The organism is Flavobacterium sp. PLA-DH12, assembly GCF_059511845.1.
Window position 1 is genome coordinate 306,955 of record NZ_JCAMPD010000004.1, and the last position, 22,527, is coordinate 329,481.

Below are 22,527 nucleotides of genomic sequence, written 5' to 3' on the forward strand. Positions count from 1 at the left end.
TGTTTCTATGTGTTTAAATTATTAAGTATAAACAAAATAGTATCTCAATATGAAAAGATATATCACATCGTTGGTTTTTGGTTTGATGAGTATTGCGATGGTTGCCGGATGCAGCAGCGATGACAAAGGTTCAGACAAACCAGTAGAACCAGAGAAAACAAACCCTGTTGCGATTGAGAAAACCAATAGCACCAAGATTTATATGCACTATATGCCGTGGTTTGAAACCAACGAAAGCAGTGCCGATAAAAAATGGGGATATCACTGGACAATGGCAAACAAAAATCCGAACAACGTAGGAGCAAACGGCCGAAGAGAAATTGCATCGTACTATTATCCGCTGATTGGACCTTATCACTCAGGCGATAAAAATGTGATCGAAAATCATTTATTATTGATGAAATATTCAGGAATTGATGGAATTCTGATTGATTGGTACGGCACTTACGATGTAAATGATTACGGAATGATCAAAGAAAATACAGATCAATTAATCGAAATGCTGGATAAAGTAGGTTTAGAATATGCCATTGTATACGAAGACCGATTTCTAACAAATGTTGTAAACGCAGGAAAAGCTATTTCGGTAACCGGTGCAGCAAAAACAGATTTGGCTTATGTAGAAAAGAATTATTTTTCTGATGCTAATTATATTAAGATTAATGGTAAACCGCTGTTAATGAATTTTGGACCAATTGTACTACAGACCCCAGCTGAATGGACAAATGTCTTTAATACTTTAACAGCAAAACCTACTTTCTTGACACTTTGGGATCACTCTTCAATGGCAGGAGAAAATGCTTCTGGCGAATATGCTTGGGTATACAAAGACAACAGTTATCTCACAAACTTCTATACCAACACCAAACCAAAATTGGGTATGGCAATGGGAAGCGCTTATCCTGGTTTTAAAGATTTTTATGCCGCAGGTGGAGGTGGAGCAGCAATTGGATGGACAATCGAACATAACAATGGAGCGACACTTGACGAAACTTTGACTTTAGCAAAAAACGCCAATGTAAATTACCTGCAGCTGATTACTTGGAACGATTTCGGAGAAGGAACCATGATCGAACCAACAGCAGAATTTGGATATTCTTTTATTGAAAAAATCAAAACCTTTGCCGGAGTAAAAAATACAGAAAGCGTATTTCCAGATATCAGCAAATTGTATGATTTGCGCGTACAGAAAAAAGGAAATGTCGACATCCAGAAAAAACTCGACCAAGCGTTTAATTATTTTGTTTCGATGCAGCCAGCAAAAGCAAAACAAATAATAAGCGAAATAAAATAGAGCTGTAATTAATACAATTTAAATAATGAAAAACAGAAAATATAGATACTGTCTTGTGGCTTTAGCATCAATGCTGGTTATGGCCTGCAGTACTAAAAAAACGTATAAAATCAGTTCTCCAGAAAAAGTCTCTGAATTAACTTTTGAATTAACTCCTTCAGGTCAGCCACAATATAGTTTTTCTTCTAACGGAAAATCGGTGATTGAACCTTCACTTATGGGATTTGAATTTCAAGGTTTAGCTAAAATGACAGATGGTTTTGAAGTCGTTTCTACAGAAGAAAAATCGGCAGATGAAACTTGGGAACAGCCTTGGGGCGAATTCAAAAAAGTAAGAGATCATCATAACGAACTGATTGTTCATTTAAAAGAAGCAAAAGGCGAGGAGCGCTTAGTCGATATTATTTTTAGAGTTTTTGATGATGGTGTTGGATTTCGTTATGAATTTCCAAAACAGCCTCATCTAGGAAAAGTCAAAATTTCTAATGAAGTGACACAATTTACTTTTAAAGATAATAACGAAGTTTGGTGGATTCCAGTTCATCGCGAAAACAGTTATTACGAAAGTGAATACCGTAAGACGTTAATGAGCAAAACGGATACAATCAATACGCCAGCGACTTTTGAAACCAAAGACAAATTGTATGTAGCCATTCACGAAGCCAACCTGACAGATTTTGCTTCAATGACGCTTTTAAAAACTACAGACAAACAATACAAAAGTGATTTGGTGCCATGGGCAGATGGTGTAAAAGTATATGCCGAAACACCATTTAAAACGCCTTGGAGAACTATTGTTGTGGGTAAAACTCCTGGAGATGTAGCAACTTCGACTATTATGCTGAATTTAAATGAACCTTCAAAAATTGAAGACTTATCTTGGATTACTCCTTCAAAATATATTGGAATCTGGTGGGGAATGCATTTAGAAAAATACACTTGGGGACAAGGTCCGAAACATGGCGCAACAACCAAAAACACAAAAGAATACATTGATTTTGCTGCGAAAAATGGTTTTGACGGAGTTTTAGTTGAAGGATGGAATGAAGGCTGGGACGGCGACTGGACTGCTGACGGTTCTGCATTTAGTTTTGTAAAAGCCTACCCAGACTTTAATTTGGAAGAAATTACCAAATATGCAGCTGTGAAAAATGTTCGTTTAATAGGACATCACGAAACGGCTGGCGCAACTAAAAACTATGAAAACCAATTGGAAGATGCTTTTAAACTATATCAGAAAATGGGAGTAAACTCAGTAAAAACGGGTTACGTAAACAAATATTTGGATAAAAAAGAATGGCATGATAGCCAGTACGGAGCGCGTCATTACAGAAAAGTGATCGAAACTGCTGCTAAATATCATATCATGATCGATAACCACGAACCAATGAAAGGAACGGGTTTACAGCGTACATATCCAAACTTTATGTCTCAAGAAGGCGGACGCGGACAAGAATATAATGCATGGTCGGTAGACGGAGGAAATACACCAGAGCATTTAACAACTTTGCCATTTACAAGAATGCTTTCTGGACCATTTGATTACACACCTGGAAACTTCAATTTTGATTACAAAACTCCATCTGGAGCAAAAGTGCAAACTACGTTAGCAAATCAACTGGCATTGTATGTGATTATTTTCAGTCCGTTACAAATGGCATCCGATTTACCTGAAAATTATGAAGGCAAACCAGAATTCCAATTCGTAAAAGATGTGCCATGTACTTGGTCTGATACTAAAGTATTAGATTCTAAAATTGGAGAATACACTACAATTGCCCGTAAAGATTGGGATGAGAAAAATTGGTACTTAGGATCAATCACAAATAGAAATGCAAGAGACTTAAAAGTAGCCTTGTCATTTTTAGATAAAGACAAAGAATACGAAGCAGAAATCTATGCAGACGGACCTGGAGCAAATTATAAAACCAATCCGTATCCAGTTACAATCTCTAAACAAAAAGTAAACAGTAAAACTGTTTTAGATATCAAATTGGCAGCTGGCGGAGGAACAGCAGTAAAATTCTCTCCAATCGAAAAATAAATATTTTGAGTTAAGTTTTATTTTGAGTTAAGTTAAGTAAGTTTAAGTTTGGCAATAAACCCGATAGCTGGAGAGTTATCGGGTTTATTTTTTTTTGTTTCAGGTTTCAAGTTTCAGGTTGGAGATACTTTGAGTATAATTTTACCGCAAAGAGCGCAAAGTTTTTACGCAAAGCACGCAAAGATTTTTTTAATACAGATTTTTTTAAAACGCAAAGTTCGCAAAGCTTTGTATAAAACCTTTGCGAACTTTGCGTAATCCTTAGCGCTCTTTGCGGTTAAAAAAACTTAGAACCTTAGCATCTTAGCACCTCAGAATCTTTATTTAGTTACTTTAACATGCTTTCCAAAAGTATACACAGCTGTTATTGTAGGTCCGTTGTATCCCCATTTTAAGAAACCGTTTAAACGTTCTTGAACCGTGTCTACTCTAAAATTCAAACCGGTATAACCTGCAGTAAGACTAAAGTTGTCTACAACATTATATAGAACCGATAAATTATAGCTTATGATTCGGCCATCGGTGTCATTAATTTTTACAGCAAGATAATTTACGTTGGCATATAAACCCCAGCGTTTTCCGAGAACAAATTCTCCCCAAATTCCAACATCTGGCAGTGGAGCAGTAAAGTCAAACTTATCATGATATTCTAAACTTTGTGTATTGGCATTTAATTTTAGGCCTAAATCTGCAAAAAGAACATGCGCACCAATTAATAAACCAGCTTGATATTTTGGTTTGGATAAAATAGCATAACCATAAGCAATTCTTGCAATCTGAACATTAAAAGTACCACGAACACTTCCATTCAATGGATAAGTATGGTCTCCGAAATTTATATCTCTTTGCAATGTTTTTGTTGCAGTTCTATCTAGTACAAAATATTCAAAACCTAATCGTGATCTTTTAGAAATACGCCAATCAAATGTTCCTAAAAATGATACGGTCGATTTAGAAAATCCTAAATCATTTTCAAGATCAATTTCAGTTCCTATATTTCCGTTATTGCCTTCAACTTGAACTTGAGTATTATTTACAGGAAAAAAACCACCTGCAGAAACTTTAAATTTTCTATTGTGCCAGGGCAGATCTTCTAAAGATGTATCTTGAAAATCATCTTTTTCAGTTTTTACAATTGTTGTTAAGTCTTCGTCTTTACTGGTTTCTGCAACTGTTTGAGCGTTTAGCGGAATCCAAAGGAGCATCATTACCAAAAAAATAAATAATTGTTTCATCAGAGTAATTTTTAAGTTTTTATTAGGCAATATTTAACATTTAAAGTTAGTAAAAATAATCGTTCATTTTTCTTTTTTTCTTCGAATTATTTTTGGAAAAGAATTGTATATCAGTAAAATAAGGAATTGTTTAAAAAAAATAGTTGACATGTCACTCTTTTTTGTAATTTTGTCGAATGGAAATTAAACACACCGATAAAGAGAATTTTTCAAATTTTTGGAAAGAGGAAATATCAGATAGTTTCTTCTTTCAGATTCATCGTATCAAACGAGCAATTTTCAGACGTACAAATGCGTTAATGAATGAAGCTGGAATTACATTGCAGCTGGAACAATTGCCATTATTGATGATTCTGCACCATAAAAGCCTTTCGCAAAGAGAATTGTCAGACAAAACAATGCGCGACAAATCGTCGATTTTAAGAAGCATTACAGCACTCGAAAAAAAGAATCTTGTTGAGGTTGTAAAAGACAAAATGGACAAACGTAAAAATATTGTAAGTCTTACAAACGAAGGAATTACTCTAGCCAAAAGCATTAGATCTTTGATGAAAAGAGCCGAAGAAGAAGTGATGTCTGTTTTTACTCCAAAAGAAAGAGTAGAAGCGCTCGATGCAGTTAGATCGTACGCAGACAGGTTAGAAACGCTTTAATTTTTTTTGAACTTTAAAAGTTGATATGTCAACTGATTTTTAAATAACTATTTGAACTAAATGAAAAAAAACGAATTGTTAGAAGGGCCAATCCTTTCTTCATTATTAAAATTAGCAGTCCCGATTATGATTGCTAATCTTTTACAAGCCGCATATCAGTTGGTAGATGCTTTTTGGGTAGGACGTTTGGGCGGAGATGCCGTTGCGGCAGTTTCGATCAGTACGCCTGTAATATTTTTAACCATTGCTTTAGGAACGGGATTGGCAATTGCGGGTTCTATCTTAATTGCGCAATATTTTGGAGCCGGAAACCAGAAAATGGTCAATCACGTGGCAGCTCAGACTTTATCAATGGTAATTATTGTGTCTGTTTTTCTGTCAATTATAGGTTACATTTTGAGTCCGTATTTTTTATACCTATTAAAGGTCGAGCCTACAGTTTATGTAGATGCTTTAGGTTTTATGAGAGTGGCTTTTGTGGGACTGGTTTTTAGTTTCGGATTTATGATTTTCCAATCGATTATGCGTGGAGTTGGTCGCGTAACGTTGCCCGTCTATATTGTTCTCGGTACTGTTATTTTGAATTTTGCGCTAGATCCGTTATTTATTTACGGATGGAATTTCATTCCGGCATTAGGTGTAAAAGGAGCAGCTTTGGCAACTTTATTTACACAGCTTTTGGCTATTATGATCGGATTTGCAATTTTGTTTAGAGGAAAACACGGAATTCATCTACGCATTTCCGATTTTAAACCAGATTACAAACATATAAAAAGAGCTTTTGAAATTGGATTTCCATCTTCAATCGAGCAGTCAATGCGTGCTTTAGGAATGATGGCGATCACATTTTTGATTGTACGTTTTGGTACTTTAACAGTCGCTTCTTATGGTGCAGGTTCCAACTTGATTCAGCTGATTTTAATTCCGGCTTTGGGTCTATCAATGGCAATTGCAACTCTTGTTGGACAGAATATTGGAGCAGGAAATGTTGATCGTGCCGCTGAAATTTCAAAACTAGGAGCGTATTTAGGTTTCGGGTTATTGACTGGTCTTGGAATTATAGCTTTTATTTTTGCTCCGTATTTAATTGCATTCTTTGTTCCAAATGATCAAGCAGTTATTGAGGGTGGAACAGAATTGCTAAGGATTACTTGCCTTTCTTGGGGATTTCTAGGTTTGCAGCTTTGTTTAACTGGTGTCTTTAGAGCTGTTGGAAATACCAAATTGCCTATGATTCTGACTTTGGTTTCGCAATGGGTAATACAATTTCCGCTTGCTTTTATTTTGTCGCACAATACTTCATTAGGCAAAATTGGAATTTGGTGGGCTTTCCCAATTTCTTCTGTTGTAACGGCCTTAATTACTTTAATTCTTTATGTGAAAGGAGATTGGAAAAAAGAAAGATTAACAGGAAAAACGAATAAATTAATAGATAAGGTCGAAAGTGAAATAGTGAAGGAAGGGTTTGATATTTCTAAATAGAGGTTCTGAGTTGCTAAGATACTAAGGTTCTAAGTTTTTTTAAAGACGCACATGGTGCGTCTTTTTTTTAGAATTTTTCTTATATTTTTTACTATCGAAGAAACAAAATTTCAGTATCTTTCAAACTTTGTAAATAAAAACTTAGAATCTCAAAACCTTAGCACCTTTTAAAAATGACCAAAAATCTAAAACGTTATTTTATAAAATCTTTTATTGTACTAGCCTTAATTCATTTAGCTTATTTTTTATAAGGTTATTTTACTTTTAAAGGAATCGGAAAAATCAATATCTATACAGAATTTTACCGATTTAAGTTTTATGATGACGTTTCGATTTCTCATTTTTTTGTAAGCGGATTGTTTCTGCTTTTCTTTTTGATTTTTCTGGTTCGAAATCATTCGAGAGAAAATTATAAAGGAGGAAATCTTTTTAAATTGGCCGTTTGTCTGCTGCTGATTTCGTTTTTGACTTTTTCGTTTTTCATAAGTTATAGTTTCGGAATGAATGCTAAACTGAAAACGGAATTGTCTGAAAATGATTTTAATAATGACAAAAAACTGCTGAATGTTTTAAATCCGTTTTTGTATGGATATACTTCTTATAGTTCTGAGAAATTATTTAATTATGAGAACATTTTATATCCAAAACCATATCCTGTAATTAAGCAGGAGGATACTATTTCGCCTGGTGAATATCCGATAATAGAAACGAGTTATTATAGTGTTGACACCATAAAAGCCCTAACAAGCAGTTTTGATAAAACAACAAATAAAGCAGATAGCATTTTTGATATTCTTGGTTTTGATAAAGAAGAATTATACAAAAGAGTAATCTCAAAAACAGTTTTGGGAGATAGCACCGAAATTGTTTTTAAAAGCATTCAGGTGCATCCCGAACATGATGAGGACATTTGTATTTTTCTAGAGAATAAATCGTTATTCAATCCAATTAAAGGCGATTCTATTAACAAACAAACGTATCACGCAGCTGTAGATCGTTATAAATTGCTGTACAATTCTAAGAAAGATTCGCTAACGTATACTTTCCAGAAGTTGGATACGCTTTTGAAGAAATACAATATAGAAACAAACGTGATTCCAAAGCTTTTGACTCAAGATGTTTATTATTACAGAAATAATCAAGATGAACCTCTTAACGGAATTAGAAATAATTTTGATAGAAAAGCTTTAACCGAAAAATTCACGACTTTAGACAAACTGTTTTATAATCCTAACTTTCTGCACCCAAATATCAGTGCAATTTATTTTATTGTGATTTTTTCAGTTTGGATTATCTTGTTTCTGTTTTATCTTATTTTCAATAGAAAGAAAGTTTAATAGCAATATTCAATAAGAAAGCTCCATTTTGAAAACTTCAAATGGAGTTTTTTATTTTAATAGCATTGTTATTTTAGACCCTATGGTAATCTGCTTTCCAGTGTACGATTGCTTTTTTGATAGCATCGCCAGTTAAGCTGTTTTTTAAAACATCTTCTACAAGCGGAATCAATTCGTTATCTGGCGCAAATCTAAGAGCAAATATTTGATCGTCTGTAAGTTTGTATTCAAATTCTTCAAATCTTTTGCCAGTTAAAGTAAAATAACGATAACGCATTTCTAATCGTACAATTCTATTTTGAAGCGTCAATGCATAGTGCTGACGAAGCATATAAGCCAGTACAAAAAGAAAGATAAAGGCAACACTTATAAATGCCCATATCAAATGATCTTCTGTTGTAATGCTCAAATAAATGCTTGCAATCAAGAATAAAATTAAAACAGGATAGTATATAAAATGGTGCGGGGTATAAAATCGTATATGATTATAATATGTCTGAATTTTCATGTTTTTATTTTTTAATGGTAGCCTATAAAAACAAAACTACTCTATATTTCTATAGAGTAGCTTTTTCCCAAAAATAAACTAACATAACCAATGTTCTCTTTATAGACTAAACTTTTTACAGTTTGCTTTGTAAATTTTAATAAGAAGAAAGCCTTTTCATTTCGGTAATCAAATCTTCACTATGGCTTATTTTTCTTTGATGTAAAATTAGATTGAGAGTGGCTATATTTTGTTATACTTTAAACGGAAAAAGTTACATGATTTCAATATTCATCTTTTTATTCTATAAAATAGCAGTATCTATAATAAGGTTTTAATGACTTTCCATTCGTTTAATTTGTCTTGAAAAGTCTTGCCAGCATTGGCTGGACTTGTAGACGGAAGTGTAAATGTTTTATACTCTTTGTTTAAATGAACATACTTTTTAAAAAACGCCTCCGCTTTCTGTCCGTTAAAAAGAATGTTCTCTATTTTAGGATGAGTTTCTAAGAAATTTTCAAAATCATTTGCGATTTCATTTTTAATAGCGCTATCCAAGCTTCCAACACGATCGCAAAATTGTAAGACATCCCAAAGCGCGATATTATTTTTAATTAACAGGTTTTTTCGTATTTCATAATCATTGGAAAATTCTTCTCCAAGAATTTGAAACATAAATTTCCAAAAGTTATTCTGGTTATGACCATAATATTGACTTAATTCTAAAGATTTTGTTCCTGGCATTGTGCCTAAAATCAGAATTTTGGAAGTTGGAGAACTTATTGGAGCAAACGAAAAACTTTTCATATTTATTTTTTAATGTAATTCAGGTTTATGTTAAAATAAACATTAATAAGGAATTATAAAACAAAACCGAAAAATTATATAACATTTTTGGTCTGTCTTTAAACGAACTTTGAATTTCAGATTTCTAGAAATAATCTATTTAGCAAATTATAATTTTAAATCCGGCGAACCATGAAAATAGTTACTATAAATACAGAAAAAACTCAAAATATATTTGACGAACTTCAAACTAGTTTTGGCGGGAAGGTGACTTTTGACTTAGATGAATATTCACTTGAAGTAGAAAATAGTTTTGCCGAAGGTGCAATTATTGGTGCTTCTTTTAATGATAATATATCATACGTTCAGTTTGATATGACATTTTCTACAGACGTCAGGTTGGATATTCTTAATGTAAAATCGTCACCAATTTATTTTGCTTATTGTTCTAAAGGAAATCTTTCGCATAGTTTTGGATTAAATGGAGAGGAGCGAAAACTAAAAACTTTTCAAACTGCAATTGTTACCTCAAAACACAATCAGGACAATGTTTTATTCTTTGAAAAAGAAAAAAAAACAAAACTGACTTTAATTATTGTCGGAACTCAGATTGATGCTGCGAGTCAGACGCATTCTTTAAACCAACAGGTAAAAGATACCTTTTTTGAGAATAATCAGGTTGCAGATTTCTTTTATATCGGATCTTATAATTTGCAGATTGCGGAGAAAATTGAACAGCTTAATTCGATTACTCAAACCGGAATTGTTAGAAATTTATTGAAAGAAGGAATCATGAGAATTATCCTTGCCATGGAAATTCAGCAGCATTCTGACGATTTGCATGCTTTTGCAAACGAAGCAAACGGATTGACATTAAGAGAACTAGAAGAGGTTAAAGAACTTTCTGAATTTATAAAATCAAATCCAGAAGAGGCTTTTTCTATAAAATCGCTAAGCAAAAAATCAGGTCTTTCTCCAAATAAACTTCAGGAAGGTTTTAAAATGATTCATAATAGAACCGTAAACGATTATATCACACATATGAGAGTTCTAAAAGCAGAAATATTAATCAGAACCTCAGACTTAAATATTTCAGAAATAGTGTATTGCATTGGTTTTACTAGCAGAAGCTATTTCTCTAAAATTTTCAAGCAAAAATTTAACTGCAGTCCAAAAGAGTATAAGTTTAATTTGAATGCATTGGCTATAACGGCGTAACCGCCGAAGGTACTAAGATTCTAAGATACTAAGCTTTAAGGAGAACTTACAGCCTCAGAACCTTAGCATCTTAGCACCTCAAAAAATAAAGTCGCTAGCTATAAAGCACATTATATACACATTAAGGTTCTAAGATTCTATAGTTTAAAAAAAAACTTAGAATCTTAGAACCTTAGTTTCTTAGTATCTAAAAAATTTACACATTTGCATAACTAGTTATATAATTAATTATTGTTATGGAATTTTTTAATAAAGTTGGAAAAGCGGCCTTAGGAAGTCGTTTACGTTTAATGACTGCTGTTGTTACAGATGATGCTGCGAAAATTTACGAATTGTATGGTGTTGAATTTGTGCCGAAATGGTTTCCTGTATTTTATACATTAGCAGAGGAACGCGAAATTACAATTACTGAAATCGCTAATGAAATTGGGCATTCTCAGCCTTCTGTGAGTAAAATTATTCAGGAAATGATTGGTGCTGGATTGGTTGAAGAAACTGCAAAAACAGAGGATAAAAGAAAGAATAATGTAGTTCTTACTGAAAAAGGAAGTTTGATTTCTAAAAATATCAAACAGCAATTGGAAGATATCGATGTGGCAATTGATGAAATAATTGTAGAAAGCAAACATAATCTATGGGCGGCATTAGAAGAATGGGAATTTTTACTGGAGCAAAAATCTCTGATTAAAAGAGTTCGGGAACAAAAGAAGAAGAGAGAAAGTAAAGACGTAGAAATTGTAGAGTATAAAGCAGAATACCAGCAAGCTTTTAGGGAATTGAATGTAGAATGGATCTCGAAATATTTTGAAATGGAAGAAGCCGATTATAAAGCGTTGGATAATCCTGAAGATTATATTCTGAAAAAAGGCGGAAAAATTCTAGTGGCTTTATATCAAAATGAACCTGTCGGTGTTTGTGCTTTGATTAAAATGAATAATTCAGAATACGATTTTGAAATGGCAAAAATGGCTGTTTCGCCAAAAGCGCAAGGAAAAAGCATTGGCTGGCTTTTAGGAAAAGCAATTGCTGAAAAAGCAAAAGAACTAGGAGCAAAGAAGATATATTTAGAAAGCAATACCATCTTAAAACCTGCGATAAACTTATATTATAAATTAGGTTTCGAGAAAGTTTTCGGTCTTGAAACTCCGTACAAAAGATGTAATATTCAGATGGAGTTAGTACTCTAAGCTGCTAAGGTTCTGAGGTGCTAAGGGACTAAGTTTTTTTTTCAGAATCTAAGACCTTAGAATCTTAGCGCCTTAGCACCTCAGAACCTTATCTCCCAAACCTATAATACTCCAAATCTGTATTTTTTTTGTTATGAAGAGAATCCAGGATTGAGTTTATTCCGAGAACACTGAAGGTGATTCCGTTTCCTCCGAAACCTAGAATATAATGTTCGTTTTTTCTCGGATTTGGTTTGCCAAAGTAGGGAAGACCGTCTTTGGTTTCTCCAAAAGTGCCTGCCCAGGAGTAATCGATTTTAAAATCCAGATCAGGAAATCTTTTGTAAAATTGTTTTAAAAGATATTGCTCTTTTTTAGGCAGCAATTTATCACGTTTATTGGTGTCTTTAAAATCTTCATCTCCGCCACCCATTATGATGCGATTATCTTCGGTTGTTCTTATGTAATGATATGGAGAAGCGGTATCCCAAAATATAGCGTGTTTAAAATTTTCAGGAAGATCAGGCTGACTTTCAGACGCAATAACGTAAGTGCTTTTTAAATCGACTACTTTTTCTTTTAAAGTTTCTGTGCTTTCGTAACCCGTGCAATGAATAATATGATCGGCTGTAATGACGTGTTTGGAACCTGTAGTGGCAATAATTTTGCCTTTTTGATGCTGTATGGAAGCAATATTAGTGCGGTCAAAAATCTGCATTCCTTTTTCATGACAATGAAACAAAAGGTCGGTCGCCAATTTAAACGGATCCATAACTGCTGCGGTTTTAGATTCTATACCCGCAATGGCATTCAGTCCCATTTTTTGAAGTTCTGATCGGCTGAGCCAGCTGATCTCAAAACCATGTTGTTTTCTGGCTTTAAATTCGTTTTTTAAATACGGAACATCTTTTTTTAACGTGGTAAAATAGATGCTTTTTTTGAATTCAAAACCGCAATCACAGCCTACTTCATCAATAATATTTCGAAGATCAAAAATTGCTTTTTTTCCATTTTGATAACTGTCTACCGCACATCTTGCTCCTCGAAGTTTGATGAGCTGATGTAAAGGAACATCAATTTCATATTGCAGTAAAGCCGTACTTCCAGAAGTGCTTCCGCCGCAGACATCCCGACGGTCTACAAGAACAATTTTTTTTCCTTCATTTAATAATTTATAAGCCGTTAAGGCACCTGTAATGCCACCGCCGATAATTAAAATATCGGTATGGATATCAGAATTAATAGAAGGATAACTTTGCTTCTGGGCATTTTTTAATGGCCAATAGGTTTCGGTAGAACTTAGTTTCATTTCTGGTTATTTTTTAGTGCTGTTTTTGGAAGTTCTTTTCGGTTTATTTGGTTTTATTTTTTTCTCCATTTTACGATTATGAAGCTCTTGTGCTTCAGCTATAGAATGTGAGGTTTTAATGTTTTGGTCTTTTTTGGCAAGTTCACTCAATCGATGATAGTATTTCTGAATGATGATCATTTCTTCTTCGGTCATGCTTTCAATATCCACAAGACTATTGCTGGATAATTCATTTGAAGCCACGAGTTCGTTTAATTTTAACTGGATGGCAAGTGAGTCTTTGTTTTGTGCTTTCTGAATTAAAAACACCATTAAAAAAGTAATAATTGTAGTGCCTGTATTAATGACCAGCTGCCAGGTTTCTGAATAATCGAAAACAGGACCCAAAACAGCCCAAAGCACCACAAGAATAAATGCACCAATAAAAGCGGGCGTGCTTCCTGCAGCTTTGGAAACTTTTGTGGCAAACTTTTCGAATGCGCTGCTATTATGATGAGATTTAGAATTCATTATTTTTTTGTTTTGGATTTGCTTACTTTTTCTTCTCGAATAACTTTATTGTTTTTTTCATCATAAACAGCCGGATCAATTTCTTGTCCTGTTTTACTGAATATTTTGATTTTTGGAGCTTCATGCGTTCCAGTAATTACAATTGGAAAACCTATAATTCCGAAAAGCGGAAGACCTAAACGCATTCTTAGATCCAGAAGTCCGTCAAAGCTTGTAGTTCCTTTAATAGTCGGTCTGAAACTGGCGACATTAAAGGTAAATGGCTCAATATGTATAAGATTTTTATCAATAGTCGATTTAATTTCAATTCCTTTCATATCAGGATTATTTAAACCGCTTTGTCCCGTTTTAGAACTGATTCCGTCAAAAAGTTTCAGTCCTTTAATTTTAACATCACGTAAATTAATAGTTCCACCACCTTGCATAGATTCATAAATTGGTCCCATATTTCCGTTTAAATCGCCTTTTACTTTGTAATCAACAGAGATTACTCCATGCGCTTTTTCGGCTGCAGTAACCATATCATGAAACATTGGAATCTCTTTGTAAGCTCTCTGAACATCAAAGTCTTTTGCTGTAAAATGAGCATCAAAATGAGCAGCCGTAGGAGACTCATCTTTGTACAATGCATCAATGCCTAAAACGCACCCAATGATATTAAAGGTAATATTTTCTAAGTAAAATCCTTCTTTTTTTATTCCGATTTTTCCATTAAGTTTGTTAAAAATCAATTTATTGTACTCTATTTTGTCTGCATTTGCATTTAAAGTGACATTTAAGTTTTCTGGAATTATGACAACGCCACTCATTTTCGGATGGTCTTCTTTGGCATATTCTACTTCAATATTTCGATCGTTGTTTTCACCTTCTTTAAGTGCCATAAATTCGTCAACATTAATCAGTTTTGATTTTAGGTTGAAATTACCACTCAAAGTTCCTTTAGATTCTAAGAAATAATTGATGGTATTGAGCAAATAACCGTTAATGTCAAAATCTGATTTTCCGTAGGAAGCATTAAACTTTTCAAACCACATTTTTTCATTCTGAAAACGGAAATGTCCTTCTTTGATAAAGAAAGCTTTCGGGAACAATTCGGAAGTTGCTTTTATGTTTTTTAGCAATAAAGTCCCTTTGTTATCAAGTTTATCATACTGGCCAGTCGTGGCGTAACTTTGTTTTCCTTTTAAAGAAAGATCAGCTTTGGCATAACCTGTTAAATCCAAGCCTTTTTGAGAAAAAACCTGATAGATTCGGCCAACATTCAATTCGCCTTTAATTTTGGCGTTATAAGCCAGATCGCTAAAATCGGATAAAGTCGCATTGACATACACTGGATTTCCTTCAAAAGTGAAAGAAGCAGGTGCTACAGCAACAATCAAATCCTGATAAGTTCCTGCTTTATTTAGCATATTGGCTATAAAAGTGATATTGGTAATAGGATTTGGGTAATATTTCGTTTTCAGCCATCCGTTTCTTAAAGAAATACCGCCAATCGTTTTAGGAAATAATTTTTTAGAAGTGCTAAAAACTCCTCGAGCCTGAATATCGGTTTTTAGAATTCCTTTCAAATCAATATTTTCCAACCCTAATGCGGCGTCAACAACAGCAAGATCCAATGCACCTTTTACACTTGCATTAATCGACATTTCGCTTAAACCTTTGCTGTGCAGATAAGCATTAAAATAATCTTTGTCGCCTACTTTAAATTTCAAAGTTCTCAAATTAACCAGCAATTGTTCGGTGTCGAGAGACGGAAGCATCGCATTCAAATCCATTTGAAAATCGGTTAAAGGAACTGGCGCATTTTTATAATTTACCGAACCTTCATTAATTTTTAAATTGAAAGCCAAGTTTGGTTTTTGCTTTTTAGAAACATTATAATCTCCTTTGAAAGTAAGCAGTAAATCGCTTCTTCCAGAAATTTCAGTTTTCTCAAGCCAGGTTAGATATTCGGGAGGCATTACAGAAAGTAAATCTTTTACAGTTGTATTTTCTGAAGCTGCTTTAATATTGATTTTGTAGCCTTCACGTAAAATGGTAAAAAGGCCAGTGAATTTTAAAGGCAGTTTATTAATATGAAGTTCGTTTTTCTGCAGAATAAAAGTAAGCGCATGCGTATTGATGCGGGTAATTAAATCGGCACTTACTTTTTTTCGTCTTAAATAACCAGTTCGGTCATAATAGAAATCAAGATTATCAATTTTAGCATCGGTTGCAAGATCAAAAATATCATCGCTCAAATTTCCTTTTCCAATATAATTAAAGCCCTTTGCATCGACCAGAATCTTTGCAGAACGATCATTATATTTTACATGACAATTTTGTAAATCTATACGTTCTAGTCTGATTGCAGTTCCTTCTTCTGGAGCGTTCGGATCTTCTTTTTTGTTTCGATCTTCGGGTGCTACGTAAATATTATAATTCGCCTGACCTTTTTCATTGACCATTACATTGATTAAAGCATCTGAAACATATAGTTTATTGATTTTAACTTCATTGTCAAAAAGCAGCCTTTTAATATCAATTCCAAAAGCAACTTGATCGGCTTTTAATAAAGTATCATTGCTGAATGGTTTAGATCCCGTTAAAGACAAATCGTCTAACGAAACGGTCAATGAAGGAAAATGCGTGAAAAATGAAAGTTTAGATTTAGTAAATTCCAATTTGGTATCCAGACGCTCATTGGCAATTTTCTTCACTTCCGAAGCAATTTTTCCAGGAAATAGCAACGGAATAATAAACAGCAAAAACAAAATCACCGCAATCGTAATTCCAGTAATTTTTAAAACTTTTAAGGCGGTATGTTTAAATGTACTAGGCATATACTTTTTAATTGTGAATTGTGAGTTGTGAATTGTGATATGCTGGATTTGGATTTTTCTAATGCTTGTTTTTTGACTTCGCTCAGGAGAACATCAAATGAAAATTGGAATTTGAAATTTGAGATTTAACACCTATTTACTTTTTCTCAGTTTCAGCTTTTTTAGCTTCTTCCTGTTTTTGCTGTTCCTCTTTCTTTTGCTCGTCTTGCTTCTCTTTTTTTGCTTCTTTCTTCTCTTCCTTCTCTTTTTTAGCTTCTTCTTGTTTCTCTTTTCTTTCCTCTTGCTTTTCCTTTTTCTCCTTTTCTTTTTTCTTGAAGTAGCCTCTAAATAAGAAATTGCTTTTTGCGGCTTCCATATTTTCACTGAAACCTTTTGTTCCTGTTTCTAGATTAGAAAGCGTATTGGAAACGCTATTTGCCATTTTATCATCTTTAACCAATCTTGCTAAAGCACCGTTTCCGTTGTTCATGCTGTGGCTGAAAATGGCTATTTCGTCTGAAATCACACCAATATTATCAACGCTTTTTTTCACGCTTTTCATGATATCATGCATTTCAATTCCGTCAACAGAAGCAATCTGTCCGTTGTCTTCGATCTCTTTTTTAGACTTGACGCCTGGCGAAATGGTCAGCACTTTATCTCCCATTAAACCATCTGAACCAATACTAGCTGTTGCATCGGTTTTAATGAATTTTCGAACTTCTTCTTTCATTACCAAAACTACCACGACGGTTGAGTCATTTTTTAGCTGAATTTGTTCGACTGTTCCCACATTAATTCCAGAGAAACGAACATTATTTCCGACTTCTAAACCGCTTACTGTTTTAAACTGAGAAGTAATATGAAACGTTGAACCAAAGAGGTTTTGTTGTTTTCCGATAAAATATACCGCCAGTATAAAAAGCAGTAACCCTATCGTTACAAACATTCCCAATTTCCAAGTATATCCAGATTGCTTTTCCATGATTTCTATTATTTATTTTGCTTTATTCAAAAAATGAGCGAACCCATTCGTCTTCGTCTTTTTCTAATTCTTCGTATGTGCCTTCGGCGTGAATTACACCATCTTTCAAAACTACAATTCGATCGGCCGTCATTTTTGCGCAGGCCATATCGTGCGTGATAATAATCGAAGAGGTTTTTTGTTTGTGTTTAATGTCCAAAATCAATTCGCTGATTTCTCTTGATGTTATCGTGTCCAAACCAGTTGTGGGTTCGTCATAGAGAATAATTTCAGGTTTTAAGATTAGCGTGCGCGCCAGACCAATCCTTTTTTTCATTCCGCCCGAAAGCTCGGAAGGCATTTTGTCTACAGCATCTGCCAAACCAACATTTTCTAATGCTTCCATTACTTCGTTATCAACTTCTTCACGGCTTAAATCGCGTTTGTGTTTGGTCAAGGTAAAAGCGAGATTTTCTCTAACGGACATCGAATCGTAAAGTGCTCCACTTTGGAACAAAAATCCGATTCGGACTCTAATTTCATTCAGCTCGCTTTTTGAAATATTAAGAACGTTTTCATTAAAAACTTTGATTTCGCCTTTGTCTGGTTCAATCAATCCAACGATACATTTTATCGTGACCGATTTTCCAGAGCCTGAACGCCCTAAAACCACTAGATCTTCACCTTTATTCAAAGTGAGATTTACACCTTTTAAAACGGCATTATCTTTTCCAAAAGTTTTGTGCAGATTTTTAATCTCAATAATCGGAGTTAGATCTTTTTCTTTTGTTTTAGGTTCTTTATGTAATTTTTCCTTCATCATTTTAAAAGAATAAATCGGTTATTTGAACAGCGACCATATCAATTATAAAAATGCTTAATGATGCTGTAACTACTGCAGAATTTGCTGCTCGTCCTACACTTTCTGTTCCGTTAGAAGCATTAAAACCTTTAAAACAGCCAATAATCCCGATAAAAAATCCAAAGAAGAAAGTTTTAAGAGTGGCTGGCAGAAGGTCTAAATATTCTAAGGATTGAACAATTTGAGTTAAAAACCTGTAAAAATTGACATCTCCATGAATGTTTATGCCAACGTAGCCGCCAATAATTCCGATAGCATCTGCAAAAAATACTAGAATCGGAACCATCAGAGTGCAGGCTAGAACTCTAGTTACAACCAAGTAGTTATACGGATTTATAGCTGAAACTTCCATGGCATCAATCTGTTCGGTTACTTTCATTGATCCTAATTCGGCACCAATTCCTGAAGAAATTTTTCCTGCACAAATCAATGCAGTGATTACAGGAGCAATTTCTCTAATCAGCGAAAGCGCCACCATTCCCGGAAGCCACGATTCTGCTCCAAATTTTACTAAAGTCGGACGAGATTGAAGCGTAAGCACCAAGCCCATAATAAAACCGGTAATAGCAACCAAAGGCAGAGATTTATATCCTATAACATAACATTGTTTTAGGAACTCTCGAGTTTCGTAAGGCGGAACAAAAACCTCCTTAAAAAACCTTTTGGCGAATAGTGTGGTTTCTCCAATTTCGGCGAATGTATTTTTAATAGCAAGGATCAAAATGTTCTGGTTTTAAGGTGAATGATGTGAATTGAAAATCAATTATTTAACAGTTTTTTCAAATCATTAAATGATATAGGAAAGTTAGCTCAATACTTGTTAAAATATATTACACAACTTTTTATGAGCCTTATATAATTTTCATAAACTCACAATAATTAAAACAGTTTGACGTTAGTGACCGCAAACAAAAAATCCCTTTCATTAAGAAAGGGATTTTCAGGGTTTAAAAAAGTGAAGTATTTGGTTAGCTTCAATAACTTTTCTTATAAATTTATGGCGATACCGCTTCGTGATTTCATTAACGGAATAACGCGTGATTGTGACAGGGCTAGTTTTTCCATTAATAATCTTGCAGTCAAATAACAAACGGTAGATTCTGCACCTTGATTTAAGTTTACATTATGTTTCTCAAGTCCGTCGTAACCACCGCCACTTATTGGATTATACATAATTTGGTTCAAATGATTTTTACCTAAAAACCAGTTAAAAGCAGCTCTCATTTTCTTTTTGTATTCTGGAGTTTTGAATGCATTGTAAAACGCATTTAAACTCTGAATTGTATAGGTAACATCTATTGGCTGTTCGCCGTATTCATGTGGCTCCGAGCCTTTATGATGCCAACTTTGGTTCGAAATGGCTTTGAAAGTTCCTTCTTTGAAAGTTTTAGAAATTAGGAAATCTAGTGAATCTAATGCTACTTTTTTGTAAACAGGTTTATTGGTAATTAAATAAGCATAAAGCATAGATTCTGGCAGAATGCTATTTCCGTAAGTCAGATAATTTTCAAACCATTGCCAGTCTTCTGTTGCCGTATCTTCGTAGTTGGCCAGTAATTTTGCATTTAGTTTATTAATAATCGCGGCAACATACAAATTCGGAATGGTTGAATGGTATAGATACAAACCTTTTGTAGCAAAACCAATTGAACGTGGCGACTGAATATTTTCGGCCCATTTTAGGGAATTCAATAAACATCTTGTGGCTTTTTTGGTAATCGCTTCAGGCAGAATGTCAGACATTGAAACTACAGTTCCTAACGCCCAAATAGCTCTAGCATTAGAATCTTCTAAATTTACTTCGGCATTTTGCTCAATATGTTCGCGGTTTTCCTGATCGACATAATTGATAAAATCTCCTTTTGGTTTCTGGCAGCGCTGAATAAAATCTAAATAGATTAAAATATAAGCTAGATCATCTTTGTCCTGAGTCAGTTTATAATGCATGCAAAATGCAATTAAAGCTCTTGCATTATCATCTAAAGTATATCCTGAATCTAAATCTGGAATAGAAATTTTACTGAACTGAATAATTCCTAATTCGGTAGTTAGTTTTTTGATGTGTTTTAATTGGATAGGAGGATAGCTGTATTTAATTTCGGATGGATTTTTAATCAGTTTCTGATAGGTATTCATTTGAGTAATTCCAACATTTTCCCATGAAGAAGCTCTCATTTTTGTAAAAGAACTAATTCCCATTTCATGTCTTAAATTTTCATCTTCGATTAATTTAATGGCTGCTTCCGCAAATTGATCAGAATTTCCAATATCACACAAAATTCCAGAATCTGAAGTTAATACTTCTCTGGTATGCGGAATTTTAGAAGCCACAATTGGGCACGCACAACTCATAGCATAAGCAAAAGTGCCACTCACTGCCTGATTGGGATCTTTTGAAGTAAACATGTAAATATCTGTCGCTTTCAGATATTCTAAAAGTTCATCGGTATCTAAATATTGATTAATAAAGCGAACATTGTTCTCAAGGTTTAATTCTTTGACGATACCTTGTAATTTGTCACGATAAGCATCAACACCATCTTTGATTAAGTTTGGGTGCGTTTTACCAATAATTAGATATAAAGCATTTGGCGCTTTTTCGATAATTTTTGGCAGAGCCTGTAAGCCTGTCTCTATATTTTTACCTTCGCCCAAAAGTCCGAAAGTAGAAAGCACTAATCGATCTTCAATGTTTAATTTTTCTTTTGCTTGTTTTGGAGTTTCATATATTACAATGTGGGTTCCATGAGGCACGCAAGTAATTATTTCTTCATTGATGTCGTAGTCGTTAATTAGAATTTCTTTGGATTTATTAGTCATTACAAAAACCGAATTGCTGTAGCTTAACAGCAGTCTCACAAAAGTTCTCAATTCGTCATTCGGATTTGGAATTACGCTGTGAAAAGTAAAAGTGACAGGGGCTTTAATAACATTTAAAAAATCTAAAAGATGATCTCCATAATTTCCTGAAAACAAACCAAATTCATGCTGAATATGAACTAATTTCACAGTTTCATCGTTATTGATTTCTTCTGCTACTTTAGCATATTCTGCTCTATTTTTTGTGTTTAAGGTAAAAGCTTGCGTTGGTTCTTCAATAGGTTCTGTAACCAATTCGCATATTTCACATTTTATAGATTTACCATAAACATCTGTAATTCCTTTGATGGTATCTTGCGTATAAGTTGCTATGCCGCATTGCGTTGGCGGAAAAGTTGATAAAAAAACGATTTTTGATTTATTTGATATTGTCTTCATGAGGATTCTTTTTTAGCTCGGTTAATAACTCGCTCAGGTTCAAAGATGCCACCGCAATCTTGTCATCGGCAGCGCCATAATAAATATATAGTTGGCCGTCAAAAATGGCAGTTCCTGTTGGGAAAACTACGTAATTGACATAACCATGTCTTTCATAATATTCGGATGGAGTAATAATGGGTTTTGGCAATCTTCCAATTACTTTTTTTGGGTCTTCTAAATCCAGCAAAACAGCGGCAGCGTGATAAACCAAACCTTTTACTCTTTTTTCGGCAGCATGATAAATTAAAAGCCATCCGTCTGCCGTTTCGATCGGAGGAGCCCCTGGACCAATATGACTAGTTTCATGATCATATTTTGGTTCCATTACAATATGATCTGGAAGATTCTTTAAATACTCTTTCCAAAACTCTTCTGTTAATTCTGATTTCTTTTCAAAAGAAACTATCTGAATAGAGGGAAACAAACGGTGCAGCGCAACAAATTTCCCATTTATTTTCTTCGGAAAAAGAACTACATTTTTATCCCATACATACAAATGCTCTTTCATTGTTTCCGTTAGCGGATAATTTCTTTCTGTATTAAACGCCAATATTCTTGCAATGCTGGGGTTTTGTAAATGCTTTCTAATAAGATTGGTGAATTCGTTTAGAATAAACCTCGGGGTAATAATTCCTTTCTTTTTGAACTTTACCAAATCCTTAGAAACAGCCAAAGCACCGCAGGCATTTAGGCCATCATAAGTAACATAAGTCATATAATACAGATCGTCTATTTTAGTAATTCTGGGATCTTCGACTCCATGAATTTCATAAATATATTCTGGAAGAAAAATCGGATTTGAACGTCTTTCTACCAAAGTTGTCGGTCCTTCAAAACGACAATAACCAATAGTAGAGAAGTTTCCTTTTTTGGTCGCTCTGTAAAACATGTGGACATTATTTCCGTCTTGATAAATCGCTGGATTTAAAACGCCTAATTCCTCAAAAGTTCGATCTGTTTTTTCTAAAATGACGCCATGTTTCTTAGCTTCTTCCATTATGCGTATAAATTTTATTTAAAATTACTTTGAGATAGAAGCGACGATTAATGCAATCCATTAAAAAATTAACTCAAAAGCA

At 34.0% G+C, this 22,527-nt stretch carries 18 protein-coding genes; 7 read left to right on the forward strand and 11 right to left on the reverse strand.

Annotated features, from left to right (window positions below):
- The first annotated feature begins 49 nt into the window (after window positions 1–49).
- The gene (locus tag AC5ZCW_RS10005; RefSeq protein WP_496119493.1) at window positions 50–1,294 is read left to right on the forward strand and encodes a glycoside hydrolase family 99 protein; all 1,245 of its coding nucleotides are present in this window, start codon (window positions 50–52) and stop codon (window positions 1,292–1,294) included.
- 25 nt (window positions 1,295–1,319) lie between these two features.
- Entirely contained in the window at window positions 1,320–3,338 is a 2,019-nt protein-coding gene (locus AC5ZCW_RS10010; protein ID WP_281633109.1) for a glycoside hydrolase family 97 protein, read from the forward strand.
- Window positions 3,339–3,658: 320 nt separating this feature from the next.
- Here the strand turns inward: AC5ZCW_RS10010 and AC5ZCW_RS10015 are convergent, their stop codons facing one another.
- A complete protein-coding gene (locus AC5ZCW_RS10015; protein ID WP_496119495.1) occupies window positions 3,659–4,573 on the reverse strand; it encodes a hypothetical protein in 915 nt (304 codons plus the stop codon).
- 176 nt (window positions 4,574–4,749) lie between these two features.
- Here AC5ZCW_RS10015 and AC5ZCW_RS10020 point away from each other — a divergent pair, with 176 nt between their 5' ends.
- The 3 genes from AC5ZCW_RS10020 (at window position 4,750) to AC5ZCW_RS10030 (ending at window position 8,045) form a co-directional block, all read left to right on the forward strand.
- Window positions 4,750–5,226 carry a MarR family winged helix-turn-helix transcriptional regulator gene (locus AC5ZCW_RS10020; RefSeq protein ID WP_496119497.1) on the forward strand — a complete coding sequence of 159 codons (477 nt, stop codon included), beginning with the start codon at window positions 4,750–4,752 and terminating at the stop codon, window positions 5,224–5,226.
- 60 nt (window positions 5,227–5,286) lie between these two features.
- Window positions 5,287–6,708 (forward strand): MATE family efflux transporter, encoded by a 1,422-nt coding sequence (locus AC5ZCW_RS10025; RefSeq protein WP_343543656.1) that lies wholly within the window; start codon window positions 5,287–5,289, stop codon window positions 6,706–6,708.
- A gap of 374 nt (window positions 6,709–7,082) precedes the next feature.
- Complete coding sequence (locus tag AC5ZCW_RS10030; RefSeq protein ID WP_496119499.1) at window positions 7,083–8,045, forward strand: hypothetical protein; 963 nt, start codon at window positions 7,083–7,085, stop codon at window positions 8,043–8,045.
- A gap of 73 nt (window positions 8,046–8,118) precedes the next feature.
- Here AC5ZCW_RS10030 and AC5ZCW_RS10035 read toward each other — a convergent pair whose 3' ends face one another.
- Both AC5ZCW_RS10035 and AC5ZCW_RS10040 read right to left on the reverse strand, forming a co-directional pair.
- The gene (locus AC5ZCW_RS10035) at window positions 8,119–8,553 is read right to left on the reverse strand and encodes a DUF6526 family protein (protein WP_343543660.1); all 435 of its coding nucleotides are present in this window, start codon (window positions 8,551–8,553) and stop codon (window positions 8,119–8,121) included.
- Between the two features lie 300 nt (window positions 8,554–8,853).
- Entirely contained in the window at window positions 8,854–9,339 is a 486-nt protein-coding gene (locus AC5ZCW_RS10040) for a DNA-deoxyinosine glycosylase (protein WP_496119501.1), read from the reverse strand.
- Window positions 9,340–9,510: 171 nt separating this feature from the next.
- Between AC5ZCW_RS10040 and AC5ZCW_RS10045 the strand changes: the two genes are divergently transcribed.
- On the forward strand, window positions 9,511–10,536 hold the full coding sequence (locus tag AC5ZCW_RS10045; protein ID WP_496119503.1) for a helix-turn-helix domain-containing protein: 1,026 nt from the start codon (window positions 9,511–9,513) through the stop codon (window positions 10,534–10,536).
- 236 nt (window positions 10,537–10,772) lie between these two features.
- Window positions 10,773–11,723 carry a bifunctional helix-turn-helix transcriptional regulator/GNAT family N-acetyltransferase gene (locus AC5ZCW_RS10050; protein WP_496119505.1) on the forward strand — a complete coding sequence of 317 codons (951 nt, stop codon included), beginning with the start codon at window positions 10,773–10,775 and terminating at the stop codon, window positions 11,721–11,723.
- 88 nt (window positions 11,724–11,811) lie between these two features.
- Here AC5ZCW_RS10050 and AC5ZCW_RS10055 read toward each other — a convergent pair whose 3' ends face one another.
- From AC5ZCW_RS10055 to AC5ZCW_RS10090, 8 genes are all read right to left on the reverse strand, one after another.
- Window positions 11,812–13,011 carry an NAD(P)/FAD-dependent oxidoreductase gene (locus tag AC5ZCW_RS10055; RefSeq protein WP_496119507.1) on the reverse strand — a complete coding sequence of 400 codons (1,200 nt, stop codon included), beginning with the start codon at window positions 13,009–13,011 and terminating at the stop codon, window positions 11,812–11,814.
- A 6-nt stretch (window positions 13,012–13,017) separates the two neighbouring features.
- Window positions 13,018–13,521, reverse strand: coding sequence for a low affinity iron permease family protein (locus AC5ZCW_RS10060; RefSeq protein ID WP_496119509.1), 504 nt, complete (start codon window positions 13,519–13,521; stop codon window positions 13,018–13,020).
- On the reverse strand, window positions 13,521–16,343 hold the full coding sequence (locus AC5ZCW_RS10065) for an AsmA family protein (RefSeq protein WP_496119510.1): 2,823 nt from the start codon (window positions 16,341–16,343) through the stop codon (window positions 13,521–13,523). Before AC5ZCW_RS10065 ends, AC5ZCW_RS10060 begins: the two co-directional genes overlap by 1 nt.
- Before the next feature lie 136 nt (window positions 16,344–16,479).
- Window positions 16,480–17,307, reverse strand: a complete 828-nt coding sequence (locus AC5ZCW_RS10070; protein ID WP_281633098.1) for an MlaD family protein — start codon at window positions 17,305–17,307, stop codon at window positions 16,480–16,482.
- 22 nt (window positions 17,308–17,329) lie between these two features.
- A complete protein-coding gene (locus AC5ZCW_RS10075) occupies window positions 17,330–18,106 on the reverse strand; it encodes an ABC transporter ATP-binding protein (RefSeq protein WP_496119732.1) in 777 nt (258 codons plus the stop codon).
- A gap of 4 nt (window positions 18,107–18,110) precedes the next feature.
- The gene (locus AC5ZCW_RS10080; RefSeq protein WP_496119513.1) at window positions 18,111–18,869 is read right to left on the reverse strand and encodes an MlaE family ABC transporter permease; all 759 of its coding nucleotides are present in this window, start codon (window positions 18,867–18,869) and stop codon (window positions 18,111–18,113) included.
- A 266-nt stretch (window positions 18,870–19,135) separates the two neighbouring features.
- Entirely contained in the window at window positions 19,136–21,406 is a 2,271-nt protein-coding gene (locus tag AC5ZCW_RS10085) for a glycosyltransferase (RefSeq protein ID WP_496119515.1), read from the reverse strand.
- Window positions 21,387–22,445 carry a glycoside hydrolase family 130 protein gene (locus tag AC5ZCW_RS10090; RefSeq protein WP_496119517.1) on the reverse strand — a complete coding sequence of 353 codons (1,059 nt, stop codon included), beginning with the start codon at window positions 22,443–22,445 and terminating at the stop codon, window positions 21,387–21,389. The genes AC5ZCW_RS10085 and AC5ZCW_RS10090 overlap by 20 nt, the downstream gene beginning before the upstream one ends.
- Window positions 22,446–22,527: the final 82 nt, after the last annotated feature.

Coding starts and splice junctions, on each gene's coding strand:
- AC5ZCW_RS10005 (WP_496119493.1), top strand. CDS start 50: ATGAAAAGATATATCACATCGTTGGTTTTTGGTTTGATGAGTATTGCG.
- AC5ZCW_RS10090 (WP_496119517.1), bottom strand. CDS start 22,445: ATGGAAGAAGCTAAGAAACATGGCGTCATTTTAGAAAAAACAGATCGA.
- AC5ZCW_RS10025 (WP_343543656.1), top strand. CDS start 5,287: ATGAAAAAAAACGAATTGTTAGAAGGGCCAATCCTTTCTTCATTATTA.
- AC5ZCW_RS10015 (WP_496119495.1), bottom strand. CDS start 4,573: ATGAAACAATTATTTATTTTTTTGGTAATGATGCTCCTTTGGATTCCG.
- AC5ZCW_RS10035 (WP_343543660.1), bottom strand. CDS start 8,553: ATGAAAATTCAGACATATTATAATCATATACGATTTTATACCCCGCAC.
- AC5ZCW_RS10010 (WP_281633109.1), top strand. CDS start 1,320: ATGAAAAACAGAAAATATAGATACTGTCTTGTGGCTTTAGCATCAATG.
- AC5ZCW_RS10070 (WP_281633098.1), bottom strand. CDS start 17,307: ATGGAAAAGCAATCTGGATATACTTGGAAATTGGGAATGTTTGTAACG.
- AC5ZCW_RS10050 (WP_496119505.1), top strand. CDS start 10,773: ATGGAATTTTTTAATAAAGTTGGAAAAGCGGCCTTAGGAAGTCGTTTA.
- AC5ZCW_RS10060 (WP_496119509.1), bottom strand. CDS start 13,521: ATGAATTCTAAATCTCATCATAATAGCAGCGCATTCGAAAAGTTTGCC.
- AC5ZCW_RS10020 (WP_496119497.1), top strand. CDS start 4,750: ATGGAAATTAAACACACCGATAAAGAGAATTTTTCAAATTTTTGGAAA.
- AC5ZCW_RS10065 (WP_496119510.1), bottom strand. CDS start 16,343: ATGCCTAGTACATTTAAACATACCGCCTTAAAAGTTTTAAAAATTACT.
- AC5ZCW_RS10040 (WP_496119501.1), bottom strand. CDS start 9,339: ATGAAAAGTTTTTCGTTTGCTCCAATAAGTTCTCCAACTTCCAAAATT.
- AC5ZCW_RS10075 (WP_496119732.1), bottom strand. CDS start 18,106: ATGAAGGAAAAATTACATAAAGAACCTAAAACAAAAGAAAAAGATCTA.
- AC5ZCW_RS10055 (WP_496119507.1), bottom strand. CDS start 13,011: ATGAAACTAAGTTCTACCGAAACCTATTGGCCATTAAAAAATGCCCAG.
- AC5ZCW_RS10085 (WP_496119515.1), bottom strand. CDS start 21,406: ATGAAGACAATATCAAATAAATCAAAAATCGTTTTTTTATCAACTTTT.
- AC5ZCW_RS10045 (WP_496119503.1), top strand. CDS start 9,511: ATGAAAATAGTTACTATAAATACAGAAAAAACTCAAAATATATTTGAC.